Genomic DNA, 18,445 nt, shown 5'->3' on the forward strand with positions numbered 1-18,445 from the left:
TCAGGACGGGTGTCTAGATCGCGGGTCCCAACAGATCGTCGGCGTCCTTGATGACGTAGCCGTAGCCCTGCTCGGCGAGGAACCGCTGCCGGTGCGCGGCGTATTCGGCGTCGAGGCTGTCGCGCGAGACCACCGAGTAGAACACCGCACCGCCGCCGTCGTGTTTGGGCCGCAGCAGCCGGCCCAGCCGTTGCGCTTCTTCCTGCCGCGAGCCGAAGGTGCCCGAGACCTGAACGGCCACAGAGGCTTCCGGTAGATCGATGGAGAAGTTCGCGACCTTCGAGACCACCAGCGTCGAGATCTCACCACGGCGGAACTGGTCGAACAGCAGCTCGCGCTCCGCGTTCTTCGTCGACCCCTGGATCACCGGGGCGTCCAGTTCCTGCCCCAACTCCTCCAGCTGGTCGAGATAGGCGCCGATCACCAGCGTCTGCTCACCCTTGTGGCGTTCCAGGATCGAGCGCACCACCGCGATCTTGGTGTGCACCGTCGAGCACAGCTTGTAGCGCTCCTCCGGTTCGGCGACGGCGTAGAGCATCCGCTCGTTGTCGGTCATCGTCACCCGCACCTCGATGCATTCGGCCGGTGCGATCCAGCCCTGGGCCTCGATGTCCTTCCACGGCGCGTCGTAGCGCTTCGGCCCGATCAGGCTGAACACGTCGCCCTCGCGGCCGTCCTCGCGGATCAGCGTGGCGGTCAGCCCGAGCCGTCGGCGCGACTGCAGGTCCGCGGTCATCCGGAAGACCGGTGCGGGCAGCAGGTGCACCTCGTCGTAGATGATCAGCCCCCAGTCGCGGCTGTCGAACAGTTCGAGGTGGCGGTACTCACCCTTGGTGCGCCGCGTGATCACCTGATAGGTGGCGATCGTGACCGGCCGGATCTCCTTCTTCTCCCCGGAGTACTCGCCGATCTCGTCCTCCGTCAGCGATGTGCGCGCGACCAGTTCGCGTTTCCACTGCCGGCCCGCGACGGTGTTGGTGACGAGGATGAGCGTGGTGGCGCCGGCCTTGGCCATCGCAGCTGCGCCCACCAGCGTCTTGCCCGCACCACACGGCAGCACCACCACACCGGAGCCGCCCGACCAGAACGAATCGGCGGCCATCTCCTGGTAGTCGCGCAGCTGCCAACCGTCCTGCAGCAGATCGATCGGGTGTCGCTCACCGTCGACGTAGCCGGCGAGGTCCTCGGCCGGCCAGCCGATCTTGAGCAGCATCTGCTTGACCCGGCCGCGCTCGCTGGCGTGCACGATCACCGTGTCGTCGTCGATGCGGGCGCCCAGCATCGGGGCGATCTTCTTGTTGCGGAGCACCTCTTCGAGCACCGCGCGGTCGAGGCTGACCAGCACCAGCCCGTGCACCGGGCTCTTCACCAGCTGCAGCCGGCCGTAGCGGGCCATGGTGTCGACGATGTCGACCAGCAGGGGTTGCGGGACGGCGTAGCGGGAGAACGACACCAGCGCATCGACCACCTGCTCGGCGTCGTGACCTGCGGCGCGGGCGTTCCACAGCGCCAGCGGGGTGATGCGGTAGGTGTGGATGTGCTCCGGTGCGCGCTCCAGTTCGGCGAACGGGGCGATCGCCGCGCGGGCGGCCTGCGCCTGTTCGTGGTCGACCTCGAGCAGCACCGTCTTGTCGGACTGCACGATCAAAGGGCCGTCGGTCATGCGCGATCCCGCTTCGCTTCTCGCTGGTCGGTCATGCGCGATCCCGCTTCGCTTCTCGCTGGTCGGTCATGCTTCTCCCCTGGAGCTCATCGCTCCATTATTCGTTCTCGGCCGACACCACCGAGGTAACGCGGTGAATCGCGAATTCGCGCACCCGCCCGGATGCCGGATCGTAGGCGGTCAACTGGCCGCCGCGGACGTTGACGGGGGCCACCACCCGCTGCGTGGCCACCCCGGCCGGGTCCACGTAGCCGATCACCACCGAAGTCTGCTGTAGCGCCGCTTCCTGCAACTGCGTTATCGCAACGCCCGGATCGAGCCGCATGTTCCTGGACGGGGCGGCGGCGACCTTGCGCAGCACCGCGACGATCGCACCGAGCGTCTGGCCGGTCGGGGTGGGCGCGGGGCGGAAGACCCGTCGCCGGCCCGGTGCCGGCACCCGGGCACCGCGGGAGCGGATGTCGACGATCGCGCCGGACGAATCCTCGGCCGCCGGGGCGAGCCCGGCGTTGCGCAGCGCGGCGAGCACGTCGGCGATCGGCGCCTGCGACACCGCCACCGTCGGCGCCAACAACCGCAGTTCCACCGCGCCGGTGGCCGGTGCGGCGACGGCCTGGGCCAGCAGCGCCGGATCCTCGCACCGCACGAACGACGCCGCCATACCGACCCGGAGCTGGCCGTGACGGCGCGCGACGTCGTCGATCAGATATGTCAACCCCTGCGGCACAGGGGTTTTCGAATGCCGCCCGAAGAACGAGTGCAATTCGCTGGCGGTCTTGCCGGTGTCGAGCGCACGGCGGATCGACGCCTCACTGACCCGGTACACCATCGCCGCGCCCGCGGACTCCACCGCCGCGACGGCCGCCAGCTGCTCGGCGAGGTCGCGTTCGAGCGGGCCGGGGACGACGACGGTCAGGTCGGCCTGAACCAGGAAATGGTCGATGGGGGCGGGCAGCACCTTGGCCTTGGCCGCCACGACGTCCTCGGGCGGTTCACCGGCGAGCAGCCTGCGGGTGGGTGTCGCGATCGCGCCGCGGCCCACCATGCCGAGTGCGTGCGCCTCGGTGAGCAGACCGCCGACCGGTTCGGGCTGCAGCCGGACCGCCCAGCGCGGCCTGCGCCAGATCATCGCCCGAGAGGCCGACGCCGCGTCGACCCCCGAACCTGCGGGCAGGTCGGCCAGCACCGCCAGCAGCAGCCGGCGGTCCAGCGGAGCCGCCGTCGAGTACAGCGCATCCGACAGCGACGCATACGGTTTGCCGTCGGGTCCCCGGCTGCCGGTGAGCCCCGGCCTGGCCGGCAGGTCGAGCCACGTCGAGGCCAGAAGGTGCCAGCGCACCGCAGTCGGTGACTCGATGAACCGATCGGCCGCCACCGTCGGCGCCCAGAACGTGCTGGTCCCGTCGCCCGGATCCGGTTCGGGCATCCCGGCCGCGATGAGGCCCGCCCCCAACGCGACCTCCAGGATCAGCCCCAGCCGTCGCTCGTCGATCCCCGTGGCCTTCACGAGGCGTTTGAGGTCGCGCACCCCGAGGCCGCCGCTGCGCAGTTCCGGCACCGGGGCCGCCGAGAGCGCCTCGAGCACCACGTCGACCTCACGCAGCACGTCGATCGCCGCGCCGGCCGCGACGGCGTCGACGTCGGACGGTTTCGTCGAGGTCGTGACGGGATCGGGTGGGTTCAGCTCCGTCGGTCCGGGCGCCTCGCCGCGCAGCACCTGGCCGACGAGACGGGGCAGGATCACGGTGTCGTCGTCGACCTGGCGCAGCAGCCCCGCCGCCAGCAGGCGCTGCACCGGACGGTCGGCCGGCGTTCCGGGCGCCGCATCCCGCGTGCGGCCGACCGGGGACCCCTCGAGGAGCCGCTCGAGCAGCTCACGCTGTGCGGTGTCGAGTCCGGCCAGCTTCTCCGCGATGTCGTCGGCGCCGTGCTCGGCCGTCTCCACGACCGCCTGACCCGGATACCACGGCAGCCCGGACGCCGCCTCGGCCGCGACGCGCACCTGGTCGTCGTCACCCCACACCAGAGCCCGCGCGCGCAGATCGTCGACCGCGACGACGATCGCACCCTCGTCCGCGCGCCCCCCGATCAGCTCGAACAACTTGGTCAACGGCACCGCGGTGGTGTCGGCGTGCAGCACCAGCAGCGCATCGAGCACGGCCAACCGCAGGAAATCGAGGCCGTCGGTGGCGGCCTTGACCGACTGTCGTGACGTCGCCCGTGCGGCCAGCGCGGCGATGGTGCCCGGCGGCGGCTGGGTGAGGTCAGGGCGCAACTCGAGCAGCCGGATCAGCCGCTCGTCGGGTAGTTGGGCCAACCAGGCGCCCAGAGGGACACCGGTGGTCCCCCGAGTCGCTTCGCTCCTGCCCGTGGGCGGAGTGTGTGCTGTCATTGCTGACCAGCGTAAAGCAGCCGCCCGACCTCGCCATCCGCCGAGCCGTTTGCCACAATGTGGGCGTGGCTGACAAGAAATCGAAGAAGCAGTACGTCGACCCGGGGTGGCCCACCCACCTCGACGGTGACGAGCACGCCGTGAGCGAACTCGCCACCGACCGCGTCGGCGCCCTCTCGCCGTTCGGCGACCTGACCTTCCCGCTGCCAGCCGACGAGCTGCCGTACCTGCATCCCGTCACCGTCGTCAACAGGTAAGTGGCCGCGAGCTCGCAGCACGGGCTTTCGCACGTCGACGAGTCCGGCGCGGCGCACATGGTCGACGTCAGCGGTAAGGACGTCACCAAACGCACCGCCGTCGCGGCGGGCACGCTGCACACCCGCCCCGACGTGGTCGCGCTGATCGCGTCCGGCGGGCTGCCCAAGGGCGACGCGCTGGCGACCGCGCGGGTCGCCGGCATCATGGCCGCCAAACGCACCAGCGATCTGATCCCGCTGTGCCATCAGCTCGCGCTGACCGGTGTGGACGTCGACTTCGAGATCGGCGAGAGCCACGTCCGCGTCACCGCGACCGTGCGGACCACCGACCGCACCGGGGTGGAGATGGAAGCGCTGACGGCGGTGAGCGTGGCCGCGCTGACCGTCTACGACATGATCAAGGCCGTCGACCCCGCCGCCCGCATCGACGACATCGCGGTGCTTCGTAAAGAGGGCGGCAAGACCGGCACCTGGACGCGGCCGTGACCGGCCGCACCGGCCGCGTCGTCATCGCCTCCACCCGGGCCGCCGCAGCGGTCTACGAGGACCGGACCGGACCCCCGATCGTCGAGTGGTTGACCGGCCGTGGCGTCGACACTCCCGATCCGGTCGTGGTGCCCGACGGCGACCCCGTCGAAGCGGCCCTGCGCGCGGCGGTGGCCGACGGCGTCGACGTGGTGATCACCTCCGGCGGCACCGGCATCTCGCCCACCGACGCCACCCCGCAGGCCACCGCGGCCGTCGTCGACTACGAACTGCCCGGCCTGGCCGAGGCCATCCGGCGGGCGGGGCTGCCGAAGGTGCCGACCGCCGTGCTGTCGCGCGGGATCTGCGGCGTGGCCGGACGCACGCTCGTGGTGAACCTGCCCGGCTCGCCCGGCGGCGTCAGGGACGGACTGTCGGTGCTCGCCGACGTGCTCGACCACGCCCTGGACCAGCTCGCCGGAAAGGACCATCCGCGATGACCGCCGTCGTGCACCGTGCCGCCGTGACCGAGGACCCGATCGACCTGACCGAGCACGAAGACCTCGTGTCCCACGAATCCGCCGGGGCCGTCGTCAGTTTCGCCGGTGTGGTCCGCGACCACGACGGCGGGCGCGGGGTGGCCCGCCTCGAATACTCCGCGCATCCCAGCGCCGCGCAGGTCCTCGCGGAGGTCGCCGCCGAGATCGCCGCGGAGTCCGACGGTGTGCGCGCGATCGCCGTCAGCCACCGCGTGGGACCCCTCGAAATAGGCGACGCCGCCCTGGTGGCCGCTGTGGCAGCGGACCATCGCAGGGCGGCGTTCGACACCTGTTCCCGGCTCGTCGACGCCGTCAAGGACCGGATACCGGTGTGGAAGCACCAGTTCTTCGGTGACGGCTCCGACGAGTGGGTGAACTCGGCCTGACCCGACTCAGGCGGGCGGCAGGACCGGAGCCGGCGCGGGCGCCGGGGCCGGGGCCGGGGCGACAGGAAGGTTCGGCGGCGGCCCACCCGGGGTGTCGGGGGTGGTCAGCGGCCGCTGGGTCAGCGCCAGCAGCGCATCCGCACCCGAGATCTCCTGGGTCTGGATCGCGTGCCAGATCTCCTTGAGGTAGGTGACGTTCGGGCTCTGCCCGGGCACCTGCGCGGGATCGACCGTCGTACCCGGAGGCAGGTTCTGCGGGCTGGCCAGGTGCGGCATCTCGGCGGGCAGGCCCGCGGGCACCGCCGGGATCTGACCGCTGGCGGCCTGGTTGGCGGCGTCGAACACCGGCTGCGGGATGTCGACCGCGTTGAGCGGGGCCAGCGGATCCGGCGCCGGGGCGGCGACGGGCGCGGGGGCCGGGGCGGGCGCGGGAGCCGGCGCCGGGGGCGCGGGAGCGGGCTGCAGTGGCGCGGGCACGCCGAGCGACCAGTTCTGCGGCTGCGGCTGATCCGGTGCCGGAGCGGCGATGGTGTCCCAGTTCGCGGCGGCCGCGGCGACGGCACTGTCGACCGGCGGGGCCGGCGGCAGGGGGACGTCGGCGGGCGGGGGCAGCGGTGCGCCCACCGGCGCCGGGGCCGGGGCGGCCCACGCCGCGGGATCCACCGGGGCGGGCGGAGGCGGCAGCGGCGCGTCCAGCGGAGCGGCGGGCGGCGGAACCGGTGCGGGTGCGGCCATCGCATCGATCGGTGCGGGTGGCGGCGGCACCGGTGCCGGCGGCATGGCCTCGGGAGGCAGCGGCGCGGGTGCGGGTGCGGCCAGCGCGTCGAACGGTGCGGGCGGCGGCGGAGGCGGTGCGAACGGATCGATCGGCGGCGGAGGCGGCAGGATGCCGTTCAGCGGGGCCGGATCGATCGGCTGGTCGACGACGTTGCGCGGCGTCGCGCCGGACAGCGGGCCGCCGCAGGAGGGCCATGCGCCCTTGCCCTGGCTGGCGAGCACGCGCTCGGCGACGGCGATCTGCTCTTCCTTGGTGGCCATGTAGGCGGCGGGGGCGAATTCGCCGCCGCCGTGTCCGGCCCAGGTGCTGGGCGAGAACTGAAGGCCGCCGTGGTAGCCGTTGCCGGTGTTGATCGCCCAGTTGCCGCTGGATTCACACGCGGCGACCTGATCCCATTCGCTGTCGGTGGCGGCGCCGGCATGGCCGGCAAGGGCGATGCTCCCGCCACCGATCACAGCACCGGTGAAGGCGATCTTGGCGACACTGACGGTTGAATTCGTGGGCTTGCGATGCCGTCCACTCATAAGTGCGATAGGTCCTCTCGTCGGCGCCCGCGAGGTCAGCTGTCGGGTTCGGGTGGGAGAGGTCACCCGGCCGATTCCGGTTGCCCGGTCTCGGCTTCACCCCAAGGGGCCGCTGGCGGCCCCAGGTCCTTCGGTGGACCGGTGGGTCCCCCGCCTCCATCCAGGTGGTTCGTGGTCCCCCGCGTCGACGGATGGAGCTCGGCGCTATCGGGCGGGGCGGGTCAGTTGATCAGGGTCGTCTGACCTGGGACTGAACGGTAACCGCTCACCGCGCACCCGTCACCTTTTCCCGACCTCGGCGTTTTCCGCCACAGCAAATCTTAAAAGGGCTCTAAAGGTGCAGGTTGGCCCGTCGTTTTCGCAGGTGTTTCCGCCCGTGATCTGGGCTATAGCCAGCTTGTGACCAATTCGTTATGTGACGCAAATCACGCTTATCCGCCGGCGAACGGGGGAAGCACATCAAGCGTCTGCGCGTTCGCCAACGCCATCGTCGTATCCCGTACGGCCACGCCGTCGCAGAGGTACGAGCACCGCGCCAAAACTCGGCCCAGTTCCGCGCTGCGCGAAGATAATTCGTCGACGAGCGCCTGCACCGTCGTGCCCGCGGGGACGGTCAGATCCTCTGATTCGGTGCCGGCGGCGGCCCGGGCGGCGGCGAAGTACCGGACCGCGACGCGCACCGTCGTGGTGGTCGACACGTCAGCCCCCGATCGCACTCATCGGCCGCGACGGCTGTTCGAAGCCTGGATCGTTGATGCCGTGACCTGCAGCCTTCGTCCACATCGCGGCGCGCCAGGCCTGCTCGATCGCGTCGTCGTCGGCGCCGCCACGCAGCAGCCGGCGCAGATCGCTCTCCTCGCGGGCGAACAGACAGTTACGCACCTGACCGTCGGCGGTGAGCCGGGTGCGGTCACACGCCGCGCAGAACGCCTCGGAGACCGACGCGATCACCCCGACCGTCGCCGTCCCGCCGTCGACCCGCCACAGCTGTGCCGGAGCCGAACCCCGCGGTTTGGAGTCGGGGACCAGGGTGAAGTGCGCGCGCAGGGCGGCGAGGATGCCGGCGGCCTCGAGTGAGCGGCCGCGCTGCCACTGGTGTTCGGCGTCGAGCGGCATCTGCTCGATGATGCGCAGCTGATAGCCGTGGTCGAGGCAGTACCGCAGCAGCGAGACCGCGTCGTCGAGACCGGTGTCGGGATCGAGGACGGCGTTGACCTTGACCGGCGTCAGCCCGGCCTCCTTGGCGGCGGCCAGCCCGGCGAGCACGTCACCCAGCCGGTCGCGGCGGGTGATGCGCGCGAAGTGGGCGGCGTCGACGCTGTCGAGCGAGACGTTGACCCGGTCGAGCCCGGCGGCCTTGAGGGCCCGCGCCCGCTTGGCCAGCCCGATCCCGTTGGTGGTCATCGCCATCTCCGGGCGGGGGCGCAGCGCGCCCGTGGCCGCCACCACGTCCTCGAGGTGCCGCACCACCAGCGGTTCACCGCCGGTGAAGCGCACGTTGGTGATGCCGAGGCGGGTGACCGCGATACGCAGCAGCCGGATCAGTTCGTCGGCGCTCAGCAGCTGCTCACCCGGCAGCCAGTCGAGGCCTTCGGCGGGCATGCAGTAGGTGCAGCGCAGATTGCAGCGGTCGGTCAGCGACACCCGCAGGTCGGTGGCGATGCGGCCGAAGGTGTCGACCAGCGGTCCGGTGGTGGGCATGCCTGCCGCCGGACGCGAGATGGTGGGGACACCGAGTGGGGTCACCGTCATGCGGCGGCTCGCATGGCGGGTACGGGCGGGTCGACCGGCACGATCTCTTTGCCGAGCGGCACCAGCGAGACCGGGATGAGCTTGAGGTTGGCCAGCGCGAGCGGAATGCCGATGATCGTGATGGCCATCGCCGCCGCGCTGACTAGGTGGCCGATGGCCAGCCAGATGCCGAACAACAGCACCCAGATGACATTGCCGATGAGCGCGCCGGGACGAGGGCCCGGCTTCTCGACGATGGTGCGGCCGAACGGCCACAGCGCGTAGGACGCGATCCGGAAGGCGGCGAATCCGAACGGGATGGTGATGATCAGGACGAAGCAGAGGATTCCCGCCACCGCGTACCCCAGCGCAAGCCACAGGCCGCCGAAAATCAACCAGATGATGTTCAGTAGGACTCGCATATCGGGCGCACTTCTTCCTTCAGCGGTGGCACAAAGCCTACCGATAAGGGTGTGAAGTCGCCGGGCGAGTCCGAGTAGGATCGGCCTCGACGCGTCCCGGCGCAAGCGGGACGCTTTCCTTATGTCAGTGCGAGACGACGAGCAGGTGACCAAAGTGCCGACCGGCAGGGTGAAGTGGTACGACGCCGAAAAGGGCTTCGGCTTTCTGTCCCAGGAGGACGGCGAGGACGTGTACGTCCGGTCCTCGGCGCTGCCCGCGGGTGTCGAGGGACTCAAGGCGGGCCAGCGCGTCGAGTTCGGCGTGGCGGCCGGACGGCGCGGGCCGCAGGCGCTGAGCCTCACCCTGATCGATCCGCCGCCGAGCCTGAGCAAGACCCGTCGGGAGGCCGAGCGCCCCGAGCACAAGCACACCCCCGACGAACTGCACGGCATGATCGGTGACCTCATCACCCTGCTCGAGAGTGCGATCCAGCCCGACCTGCAGAAGGGCCGCTACCCCGACCGCAAGGTCGCACGCCGGGTGTCGGAGGTCGTCAAGGCCGTCGCCCGCGAACTCGACGCCTGATCCTTCACCGGCGCCCGCGCCGAACGTGAACTCCTGGCGAAAATCCGACGGATTCTTCGCAGTGGCTTCACGTTCGGCGAAACCGGGCATGCTCGGGACATGAGCTACGTCGCAAGCGGAGGCGAATTCAACCGCGACACCGACTACATCACCGATCGGATCACCGCCGACGGCCGCGACGGCTATCCCGTCGAACCCGGGCGCTACCGGCTGATCGTCGCGCGGGCCTGCCCGTGGGCCAACCGCACGATCATCGTCCGCCGACTGCTCGGCCTCGAGGACGCGCTGTCCATCGGCTTCTGCGGACCCACGCACGACGAGCGCAGCTGGACCTTCGACCTGGACCCCGACGGCGTGGACCCCGTGCTGAAGATCCCGCGCCTGCAGGACGCCTATTTCAAGCGGTTCACCGACTACCCGAAGGGCATCACGGTGCCCGCGGTCGTCGAGGTGTCGACGGGTCAGGTCGTGACGAACGACTTCCCGCAGATCACGCTCGACTTCTCCACGGAGTGGACCGCCCACCACCGCGACGGCGCCCCCGACCTCTACCCGGAGAAACACCGCGACGAGATCGACGAGGTGGCCCAGCGCATCTACACCGAGGTCAACAACGGCGTCTACCGCTGCGGGTTCGCCGGGTCACAACGCGCGTACGAGAAGGCCTACGACCGGCTGTTCACCGCGCTGGACTGGCTCGAGGACCGGTTGGCCGGACAGCGCTACCTGGTCGGCGACACCATCACCGAGGCCGACGTCCGGTTGTTCACCACGCTGGCCCGCTTCGATCCCGTCTACCACGGGCATTTCAAGTGCAATCGCGCCAAGCTCTCGGAGATGCCCGCGCTGTGGGGTTACGCCCGGGATCTGTTCCAGACGCCCGGCTTCGGTGACACCGTCGACTTCGTGCAGATCAAACAGCACTACTACATCGTCCATTCCGACATCAACCCGACGCAGGTGGTGCCCAAGGGTCCCGACCTGGCCAACTGGCTGACCTCACACGGCCGGGAAGCGTTGGGCGGCAGGCCCTTCGGTGACGGGACACCGCCGGGTCCGGCCCGCGAGGGGGAGCGGGTGGCCGCCGGGCACACTCCGCTCTAGGGTCCGCCCTGATCCCAGACCATCCGGACCGACCACTCCGCGTGCGGGATCTCGAAGACCTCCCCGGCCTCGTTCTGCACCAGCGTGAGCAGCTGCACGGCGATCCCGGTGAGCCGGCCGCGCTGCGGATCGACGGTCGGGATGGTGACCGCCAGCCGGGTGTCGGGCCGGAACACCGATGCGGTGGTGTCGACGGGATCCTCGTACACCCGAAGCAGCCGCCAGGGCGCCTCGGCGATCGCCGACGGGACCGACAGCTGAACCGGGTCGCGCTCGGTGACGGCGAGTTCACCCTGCTGCCCGGCCGGCATGCAGTCGGTGGGATCGATGACGTCGCAGTACTGGAAAGGTCCGACGCGGGTCAACTCGCCGTGGGTGAAGGCGCTGATCTCCGGCAGGTCCGGGTCGTGGTCGCGGGTCAGCCGCCACACCATGAACGCCGTGGCCGCAGTCGCCAGCACCGCGACGGCCGCCAGCACGGCCACTACGCGTTTCACTCGTAACCCACCCCGGCGGCGTCGGAGCGACGGCCTTCCTGTTCGGCCAGCACCGGGCGGTTGCCACCCAAGCCCGGAATCAGCGATTCGCCGCGGTAGCTCACGACCGTCTGGGCCAGACCGAGAATCAGCACGGCGGTGATCGTAGTGAAGCCGATCCACAGGTCGGTGTAGATGAGCACCCCGGTGGCGCCGCCGGCGACCCACGCCAGCTGCAGCAGTGACTCCGAACGGCCGAACGCCGAGGCCCTGGACTCCTCGGGCAGGTCGTCCTGAAGCGACGCATCCAGCGACGCCTTGGCGATCGCGCTGGCGCCGGAGGTGATCAGCGTGGCCACCGCTGCCACCAGCAGGTTCCCGGTGACCGCGGTCAGCAGCGCGACGGCGGTCACCGCGGTGGCCGCGCGTACGACCAGCCGCGCCGGGTGGCCCAGTTCGAGCCGCGCGGCGGTCATGTTGCCGACGAAGTTGCCGACGGCGGCCGCGGCGCCGATCAGGCCGAGGATGCGCAGCTGCTCCCAGCCGGTGGCGTCGTGCGACTTCGCCACGAACGCCGGGTAGAGGAACAGGAACCCGACCATCACCTTGATCGTGCAGTTGCCCCACAGCGCGGTGATGGTGTTACGGCCCAGCGGCTGGCGCGCCTTGCCGGACCGCTCGGACGGCCGCTCACGTCGCAGACCGCCGCTGCCGCCGTGATAACTCAATGTCGCCGGCACCTCACCCGCGGTGACCTCGACCCATTTCGGGATGTGCATCGACAGCGCCGCGCCCGCGATGGTCGCAGCGACGATCACGTACAGCGCACCGGGCAGGTGGAAAAGGTTGAGCAGATACTCCGCCCCGGCGGCGAACGCGCCACCGACCACGGTGCCACCCAACAGGCCGAACGTCGTGAGCCGGGAATTCACCCGCACCAGGTCGATGCTCGGGGGCAGCACCCGCGGGGTGACGGCGCTGCGCAGCACCGAGAACGATTTCGACAGCACCATCATCCCGAGCGCGCACGGGTAGAGCACCCACGACTGGTAGCTGCCCGTCTCGCCGTCGTAGTTCGCGATCAGCAGCACCACCAGCGCCGTGCGCGCCAGGAACGAGGCGGCCAACGCGACGCGGCGGCCATGTTGCAGGCGGTCGAGCGCCGGGCCGATGAGCGGTGCGATCACCGCGAACGGCGCGATCGTGATCAGCAGGTACAGCGCGACCTTGCTCTTGCTCTCCCCGCTCGCGGCGGCGAAGAACAACGTGTTCGCCAACGCCACCGCCATGGCGGCGTCGACGGCGAAGTTGGCCACCACCGGCCAGGTGAGCGCCGTCAGCCCGGACTTGTCCGCCCCGTCGGCGGTCGCGGCCCGGTGCACCAGGCCGTACATCTTCGACCCCATCTCGCGGCTGCGCTGCGCCGCGGCGCGGGTGACGGTGACCCGCCCTGCGCCCGCACCCACACCGGGCGGTGGGTCGTACTGGTACCCCGAGGGCGTCGGCTCGTCCAGCGGCGGCAGCCAGCGGTTCGCGCTCGGCGTCGGCTGCCTGCGTGGACGCCGGTAGGTACCGCCGTCGCTGGGGTAGTTCGCCATGCCGGGGTGGTCGTGGCCCGCGGGCGGCCGGGGCGGGTAGTACCGGGCGTCGCGTCGGAAATCCTCGGGATCCCCGTCACTCTCATCGCGTCCGCCGGCCACGCCACGATTGTCCACCATGGCACCGACTGACGGTTGACAGCCGACCGGTGTGGCTTTCCGGTATCGCTCTGCGGCACTATGGGATGCGATGGACAGCCTGACCGACACCGCCGCCGACGTGGCCCAACGCCCTGCCGATCTCGAAGCAGTGCTGATGGGCGCCGTGGACCAGGCGCGCGCCGCGCTCGCCGAGTTCAGCGGACCCGACACGATCGGGGAGTACCTCGGCGCTTCGTTCGAGGATCCGACGTCGGCCACCCACCGGTTCCTGGCCGACATGCCCGGCTACCGGGGCTGGCAGTGGGCCGTCGTCGTCGCCGCGTATCCCGGCGCCGAACAGGCCACCATCAGCGAATTGGTGCTGGTTCCCGGCCCGACGGCGCTGCTGGCCCCCAAGTGGGTGCCCTGGCAGGACCGGGTGCGTCCGGGCGACCTCGGCCCCGGCGACCTGCTCGCGCCACCGCGCGAGGATCCCCGGCTGGTGCCCGGCCACGTCGCCTCCGGTGATCCGCAGATCGACGAGACCGCCGCAGAAGTGGGGCTTGGCCGCAGGCAGGTGCTGAGCCGGTGGGGGCGCATCGACGCCGCCCAGCGCTGGCACGACGGCGATTTCGGCCCGGGGTCGGCCATGGCCCGCTCGACGAAGCGGGTGTGCCGCGACTGCGGGTTCTACCTGCCGCTGTCCGGCTCGCTCGGGGTCATGTTCGGCGTGTGCGCCAACGAGATGTCGGCCGACGGGCACGTGGTCGACTCCGAGTACGGCTGCGGTGCGCACTCGGACACCCCGGCGCCGCAGCTCACCGGGTCGCCGCTCTACGACCCGTACGACGACGGCGTGATCGACCTCGCCGACAAGGACTGATTCGCCGCTCCCGCGGCGGCGACTGACTAACTCTCCGCGGCGGCCTTGATCTTGGCCAGTGATTCGTTCATCCCCGCGACGAGTTCCTCTTCGAAGCTCGGAACCCCGCCCATCAGCTTGTTGACCGCCATGTTCGACACCGCCGTGACGCCGTTCTCGGCGTTGCGGGTCTCGACCAACCGGGTGCCGGTGGCGGTCGGCTCGAGTTCGTAACTCCACACCGTCTTGTTTGCGTCGACGCGGAACGCCACCTTCTTCTCCGGGACGACCTCGGTGATGGTGCAGGTGGTCGGCCAGACCAAGCGGTTGCGCCGGTTGAGGTTGATCGTCTTGGTGCCCGGCCGCACCGGGCCGAGCGGCTTCATCACCCGGCACTGCGGGCTCCACTGCGGCATCCGGCTGAGGTCGGAGACCAACGACCAGACCGTGGCCACCGGGGCGTCGATCTCGATCTCTGCGTGCAGCAACGGTGCGGCCATTCGTCCTCCTGTGGTCGGGCGGTGAGCAGGCCTTCAGCGAAGCCCACTCTGGGCGCCGCGGGCGCCGCGGCGTACGGCGTGACGTTGCCACAGGAAGATCGAAGTGCCAAAAACCCCGATGCCCAGCCCGGCGATCGTGAACGGGCGCCATTCGTGCAGCGTGGAGACGGTGAACGCGAGCACGGTGGCGACGAGCCACACCCCGGCGATCACGGCGATGACGGGTCGCGGATCGAGCAGGCCCGCCGGCAGCGGCGGCGGCTGCGGCGATTCGCTCTCGGAGGTGGGTTCGTCGGCCATCAATGCCAACCTAGTCCATCGAAAATGGTGCGTAACCAGGGTTATCGGTTTGCTCGCGGCTTTTAGCGGCGCTATGTAGGATTTGCTTCGTGATCGACCTCGAGTCCCGGCTGGCCAGCGATTTGTCTCTCGCCGTAGTGCGGCTGGCACGTCAATTGCGTTTCCGGCGTGCTGAATCGCCGATTTCGCTGTCGCAATTGTCTGCTCTGTCGACGCTGGCCAAGGAGGGTGCCATGACTCCGGGCGCGTTAGCTGTGCGGGAACGGGTGCGCCCTCCGTCGATGACTCGTGTGATCGCATCGCTGGCCGAGATGGGTCTCGTCTCGCGCAACGCACACCCGGTCGACGGGCGGCAGGTGCTGGTGTCGGTGTCACCGGCCGGGGCCGATCTGGTGGAGGCGGAGAAGCGGGCCAGCCAGGAGTGGCTGCAGCGCCGGCTCGCCAGCCTGGAACCGGAGCAGCGCAAGACGTTGTTGATGGCCGCCGACCTGATGTCGGCGATGGTCGAGGCGAGCGCGTAAGCTTCGCCGCCGTGCGGAGAGTGGGGCGTTGACGAGCGTCATCGACGTCGACGACCCCGCCGATCCGCGCCTCGACGACTTCCGGGACCTCAACAGCATCGACCGCAGACCCGATCTGCCCAGCGGCAAGGGTTTGGTGATCGCCGAGGGTGTGCTGGTGGTGCAGCGCATGGTGGCCTCGCGGTTCACCCCGCGCGCGCTGCTCGGCACCGACCGCCGGCTCACCGAACTCGGTACCGACCTCGACGCCGTCGACGCCCCGTTCTACCGCGCCGACGCCGAGGTGATGGCCGAGGTCGTCGGCTTCCACCTGAATAGGGGTGTACTGGCGTCGGCGTCGCGGCCGCCGGAGATCAGCGTGGCCGACGCGCTCGACGGCGCCCGCACCGTGGCGGTGCTCGAAGGTGTCAACGACCACGAGAACCTCGGGTCGATCTTCCGCAACGCCGCGGGCCTCGGCGTCGACGCGGTGATCTTCGGGGCCGGATGTGCCGACCCGCTCTACCGGCGGGCGGTGCGGGTGTCGATGGGCCATGCGCTGCTGGTGCCGTTCGCCCGCGCAGCCGCGTGGCCGGATGAGCTGAACACGTTGCGCGACAAGGGGTTTCAGTTGCTGGCGATGACACCGGACCCCGCCGCCGACACCCTGGCCACGGCGATGACGGCGCTGGCCGGCGAGAAGGTCGCCTTCCTCGTCGGCGCGGAGGGACCGGGCCTGACCGAGCGGGTGATGCGGGCCAGCGACCGGCGGGTGCGCATCCCGATGTCGCGGGGCACCGATTCGCTCAACGTCGCGACCGCTGCCGCGCTGGCGTTCTACGAACGGGTCCGATCCGGCTAGATTGACCCGGTGACCGACGAATCCACTCCGTGGGGAACGGGTTTGACAGTGGCCGCCGGAGTCGCGGCGGTGATCGCCACGGCCGTCATCGTGCTGAGCCTCGGGCTGCTGCGGGTGCATCCACTGCTGGCGGTCGGCCTGAACATGGTCGCCGTCGGCGGGCTGGCGCCGACGGTGTGGGGGTGGCGGAACCGGCCGGTGTGGCGGTGGTTCGCATTCGGGGCGGCCGTCGGGGTGGCCGCGGGCTGGACCGCGCTGCTTGCGATGACCCTCAGTGGGACGACGCCGAGCTAGCGCTGCCCACCGCTGGAGCGGACGCCGAGCAGCACGTCCTCCCACCCGGGAACCGTCGGCCGGGCCTTGCCCTTACGCGGCTTCGCCGGCTTGGGGGCCTCTGGTTCCGGGCCGGCCGCGGGCTCGGGAGCGGGCTCCGGTTCCGGCTCGGGCTCCGGCAGCGGGGCGGGGGCCGGCGGTGCGGCGACGGGAGCGTCGAAGTCGAGCTGGGCGAGGGGTGCCACCGGGCGCAGCGGACGGCTGAAATCGGGGTCGATCAGCTGGTGAGCCGCCTCGTCGAACGCGGTGACCGTGCCGCCGTGCGCGCCGGGGGAGAACCGGAAGTGGGCGACGTTGTCGGACCGGCCGGCCTTCCACGCCACCTGCACGGTCCAGCGTCCGTCCTCGTTGCGCCAGGCGTCCCAGTTCGTCGCGTCGGGGTCCAGGCCGCGCGCGACCAGCGCGGTGCTGACGGTCTCGAGCAGCGTGAGCACCGCGGGGCCGTCGGACAGCACGGGATGCGCGGCGGTGGCGAGTTCGGCGGCGCGCGAGCGTTCCAGCAGCACCGGGTGGGCGAACCGTTCGACCCGCTCGATCGGCATCCCCGAGGCGTTGGCGACCTGCTCGACGGAGGCGCCGGCGCGGATCTTGGACTGGATATCCCTGGGACGCAGCACGTTGTGCACCTCGACATCGATCATGGTCTGGTCGGCCGATCGATTGAACGCGGCCCGGTCCCCGCGGGCCGCGGCGCGGAACCGGTCGTCGATGCGCAGGGTGTATCTCTCACCGGAGTCGGTTTGGCAGAGGACCGTGTTGCCGTCGACGTCGAGTTCGACGACCTTGAGTTCCCGCACTGCGACCTCCTCCGGGCTCTTTTCGCGGCGCGAGGCGCCAGCCCGATTAGCTGGTCAGCCTACTGCGTTACCTGCCCGTGACCACGGTGACACGCGGCGTGATCTACAACCGTTCGACGACCCAGTCGACGCACCGGGTCAGGGCGCTGACGTCCTCGGGGTCGACGGCGGCGAACATCGCGACCCGCAGCTGGTTGCGACCGAGTTTGCGGTACGGCTCGGTATCGACGATTCCGTTGGCGCGCAACACCTTTGCCACCGCGGCGGCGTCGACGTCATCGGCGAAGTCGATGGTGCCGACCACCTGCGAGCGCAGCGCCGGATCGGTGACGAACGGTGTCGCGTACGGCGACGCCTCGGCCCACGAGTACAGCCGCTGCGACGAATCGGCGGTGCGCTTGACGGCCCAGTCCAGTCCGCCGTTGCCGTTGAGCCAGTCCAGCTGGTCGGCGAGCAGCACGAGCGTGCCGATCGCCGGGGTGTTGTACGTCTGGTTCTTGAGGCTGTTCTCCACCGCGATCGGCAGGGAGAGGAAGTCGGGCACCCAGCGGCCCGACTGGCCGATCGCCTCGATGCGCGCCAGGGCGGCGGGGCTGACCACCGCGAGCCACAGGCCGCCGTCGCCGGCGAAGTTCTTCTGCGGGGCGAAGTAGTAGGCGTCGGCCTGCGCGATGTCGACGGGCAGCCCGCCCGCGCCGGACGTCGCGTCGATCACGATCAGCGCGTCGCCGGAGTCGGCGGGGCGCTGCACCGGGACGGCGACACCGGTCGATGTCTCGTTGTGCGCCCAGGCGATGACGTCGACCGACGGGTCGGACTGCGGTTCCGGGGCGCTGCCCGGATCGGCCTTAACGACGATCGGGTCGCCGACGAACGGGTTCTTGGCGACCGCGGAGGCGAATTTCGCGCTGAACTCGCCGTAGGTGAGGTGCAGCGAGCGCTTGTCGATCAGCCCGAACGCCGCGGCATCCCAGAACGCCGTGCTGCCGCCGTTGCCGAGGATGACGTCGTATCCCTCGGGTACCGAGAACAGCTGTTTGATGCCGTCCCGCACGCGGCCCACGAGGTTCTTGACCGGGGCCTGTCGGTGCGAGGTGCCGAACAGGTCGCCCGCGGCGGCGAGCGCCTGCAGTTGTTCGGGACGCACCTTCGACGGTCCGGACCCGAAGCGTCCGTCGCGGGGCTTGAGATCGGCGGGGATGGTGAGTTCGGCCATGGGGCACCAGCGTAGTTCCTGCGATTTCGGTGCAGCCAGTTGCGCTCACCGCGACCCACGACGCCGAAACCACAGCAAACCCTCAGAGTGGCCA

At 70.5% G+C, this 18,445-nt stretch carries 22 protein-coding genes and 1 riboswitch; of the genes, 10 read left to right on the forward strand and 12 right to left on the reverse strand.

What is annotated here, in order from left to right:
- Positions 1–13: 13 nt before the first annotated feature.
- Both G6N49_RS28245 and G6N49_RS28250 read right to left on the reverse strand, forming a co-directional pair.
- Complete coding sequence (locus G6N49_RS28245; protein ID WP_011561862.1) at positions 14–1,663, reverse strand: DNA repair helicase XPB; 1,650 nt, start codon at positions 1,661–1,663, stop codon at positions 14–16.
- Positions 1,664–1,760: 97 nt separating this feature from the next.
- Positions 1,761–4,055: a helicase-associated domain-containing protein gene (locus G6N49_RS28250; RefSeq protein ID WP_064871856.1), complete on the reverse strand. Its 2,295-nt coding sequence runs from the start codon at positions 4,053–4,055 to the stop codon at positions 1,761–1,763.
- Between the two features lie 65 nt (positions 4,056–4,120).
- Here G6N49_RS28250 and G6N49_RS28255 point away from each other — a divergent pair, with 65 nt between their 5' ends.
- The 4 genes from G6N49_RS28255 to G6N49_RS28270 are packed head-to-tail and all read left to right on the forward strand — an operon-like array spanning position 4,121 to position 5,702.
- Entirely contained in the window at positions 4,121–4,312 is a 192-nt protein-coding gene (locus tag G6N49_RS28255) for a hypothetical protein (protein ID WP_179967809.1), read from the forward strand.
- The gene (gene moaC, locus G6N49_RS28260) at positions 4,313–4,798 is read left to right on the forward strand and encodes a cyclic pyranopterin monophosphate synthase MoaC (RefSeq protein ID WP_011561859.1); all 486 of its coding nucleotides are present in this window, start codon (positions 4,313–4,315) and stop codon (positions 4,796–4,798) included.
- Entirely contained in the window at positions 4,795–5,277 is a 483-nt protein-coding gene (locus tag G6N49_RS28265; RefSeq protein ID WP_011561858.1) for a MogA/MoaB family molybdenum cofactor biosynthesis protein, read from the forward strand. The genes moaC and G6N49_RS28265 overlap by 4 nt, the downstream gene beginning before the upstream one ends.
- A complete protein-coding gene (locus G6N49_RS28270; protein WP_011561857.1) occupies positions 5,274–5,702 on the forward strand; it encodes a molybdenum cofactor biosynthesis protein MoaE in 429 nt (142 codons plus the stop codon). Before G6N49_RS28265 ends, G6N49_RS28270 begins: the two co-directional genes overlap by 4 nt.
- Before the next feature lie 6 nt (positions 5,703–5,708).
- On the opposite strand, the gene G6N49_RS28275 is transcribed toward G6N49_RS28270, so the two are convergent.
- From G6N49_RS28275 to G6N49_RS28290, 4 genes are all read right to left on the reverse strand, one after another.
- Positions 5,709–7,004, reverse strand: coding sequence for a transglycosylase family protein (locus G6N49_RS28275; RefSeq protein ID WP_011857030.1), 1,296 nt, complete (start codon positions 7,002–7,004; stop codon positions 5,709–5,711).
- A 9-nt stretch (positions 7,005–7,013) separates the two neighbouring features.
- Positions 7,014–7,218, reverse strand: a riboswitch (cyclic di-AMP (ydaO/yuaA leader).
- A 217-nt stretch (positions 7,219–7,435) separates the two neighbouring features.
- Positions 7,436–7,702 carry a MoaD/ThiS family protein gene (locus G6N49_RS28280; RefSeq protein WP_011561855.1) on the reverse strand — a complete coding sequence of 89 codons (267 nt, stop codon included), beginning with the start codon at positions 7,700–7,702 and terminating at the stop codon, positions 7,436–7,438.
- Position 7,703: 1 nt separating this feature from the next.
- Complete coding sequence (moaA, locus tag G6N49_RS28285; protein WP_011561854.1) at positions 7,704–8,756, reverse strand: GTP 3',8-cyclase MoaA; 1,053 nt, start codon at positions 8,754–8,756, stop codon at positions 7,704–7,706.
- On the reverse strand, positions 8,753–9,157 hold the full coding sequence (locus G6N49_RS28290) for a YccF domain-containing protein (RefSeq protein ID WP_011561853.1): 405 nt from the start codon (positions 9,155–9,157) through the stop codon (positions 8,753–8,755). The genes moaA and G6N49_RS28290 overlap by 4 nt, the downstream gene beginning before the upstream one ends.
- Before the next feature lie 154 nt (positions 9,158–9,311).
- Between G6N49_RS28290 and G6N49_RS28295 the strand changes: the two genes are divergently transcribed.
- Together G6N49_RS28295 and G6N49_RS28300 are read left to right on the forward strand one after the other, a co-directional pair.
- Positions 9,312–9,722 (forward strand): cold-shock protein, encoded by a 411-nt coding sequence (locus G6N49_RS28295; RefSeq protein WP_011768371.1) that lies wholly within the window; start codon positions 9,312–9,314, stop codon positions 9,720–9,722.
- A gap of 99 nt (positions 9,723–9,821) precedes the next feature.
- A complete protein-coding gene (locus G6N49_RS28300) occupies positions 9,822–10,826 on the forward strand; it encodes a glutathione S-transferase family protein (protein ID WP_011561851.1) in 1,005 nt (334 codons plus the stop codon).
- Here G6N49_RS28300 and G6N49_RS28305 read toward each other — a convergent pair.
- Together G6N49_RS28305 and G6N49_RS28310 are read right to left on the reverse strand one after the other, a co-directional pair.
- Positions 10,823–11,323: a DUF2771 domain-containing protein gene (locus G6N49_RS28305; RefSeq protein ID WP_011561850.1), complete on the reverse strand. Its 501-nt coding sequence runs from the start codon at positions 11,321–11,323 to the stop codon at positions 10,823–10,825. The two genes, G6N49_RS28300 and G6N49_RS28305, sit on opposite strands and share 4 nt — an antisense overlap.
- On the reverse strand, positions 11,320–13,020 hold the full coding sequence (locus G6N49_RS28310) for an MFS transporter (protein WP_011857029.1): 1,701 nt from the start codon (positions 13,018–13,020) through the stop codon (positions 11,320–11,322). Before G6N49_RS28310 ends, G6N49_RS28305 begins: the two co-directional genes overlap by 4 nt.
- Positions 13,021–13,090: 70 nt before the next feature.
- Here G6N49_RS28310 and G6N49_RS28315 point away from each other — a divergent pair, with 70 nt between their 5' ends.
- Positions 13,091–13,864, forward strand: a complete 774-nt coding sequence (locus G6N49_RS28315) for a DUF3027 domain-containing protein (RefSeq protein WP_011561848.1) — start codon at positions 13,091–13,093, stop codon at positions 13,862–13,864.
- Between the two features lie 26 nt (positions 13,865–13,890).
- Here G6N49_RS28315 and G6N49_RS28320 read toward each other — a convergent pair whose 3' ends face one another.
- Positions 13,891–14,343, reverse strand: a complete 453-nt coding sequence (locus G6N49_RS28320; protein WP_011561847.1) for an SRPBCC family protein — start codon at positions 14,341–14,343, stop codon at positions 13,891–13,893.
- A gap of 33 nt (positions 14,344–14,376) precedes the next feature.
- Positions 14,377–14,643 carry a DUF2530 domain-containing protein gene (locus G6N49_RS28325; RefSeq protein ID WP_041309863.1) on the reverse strand — a complete coding sequence of 89 codons (267 nt, stop codon included), beginning with the start codon at positions 14,641–14,643 and terminating at the stop codon, positions 14,377–14,379.
- Positions 14,644–14,732: 89 nt separating this feature from the next.
- On the opposite strand from G6N49_RS28325, the gene G6N49_RS28330 reads away from it, so the two are divergent.
- The 3 genes from G6N49_RS28330 to G6N49_RS28340 are packed head-to-tail and all read left to right on the forward strand — an operon-like array spanning position 14,733 to position 16,299.
- Positions 14,733–15,164, forward strand: a complete 432-nt coding sequence (locus tag G6N49_RS28330) for an Rv0880 family HTH-type transcriptional regulator (RefSeq protein ID WP_011561845.1) — start codon at positions 14,733–14,735, stop codon at positions 15,162–15,164.
- Positions 15,165–15,192: 28 nt separating this feature from the next.
- Positions 15,193–16,005, forward strand: a complete 813-nt coding sequence (locus G6N49_RS28335; protein WP_083045025.1) for a TrmH family RNA methyltransferase — start codon at positions 15,193–15,195, stop codon at positions 16,003–16,005.
- Between the two features lie 9 nt (positions 16,006–16,014).
- A complete protein-coding gene (locus G6N49_RS28340) occupies positions 16,015–16,299 on the forward strand; it encodes a DUF2537 domain-containing protein (RefSeq protein WP_082947941.1) in 285 nt (94 codons plus the stop codon).
- Here the strand turns inward: G6N49_RS28340 and sepH are convergent.
- Together sepH and serC are read right to left on the reverse strand one after the other, a co-directional pair.
- Positions 16,296–17,135, reverse strand: a complete 840-nt coding sequence (gene sepH / locus G6N49_RS28345) for a septation protein SepH (protein WP_011561842.1) — start codon at positions 17,133–17,135, stop codon at positions 16,296–16,298. The genes G6N49_RS28340 and sepH overlap by 4 nt on opposite strands.
- Positions 17,136–17,238: 103 nt before the next feature.
- Positions 17,239–18,351 (reverse strand): phosphoserine transaminase, encoded by a 1,113-nt coding sequence (gene serC, locus G6N49_RS28350; RefSeq protein WP_064915923.1) that lies wholly within the window; start codon positions 18,349–18,351, stop codon positions 17,239–17,241.
- Positions 18,352–18,445: the final 94 nt, after the last annotated feature.

This window comes from Mycolicibacterium monacense (assembly GCF_010731575.1).
Taxonomy (GTDB): Bacteria; Actinomycetota; Actinomycetes; order Mycobacteriales; family Mycobacteriaceae; genus Mycobacterium; species Mycobacterium monacense.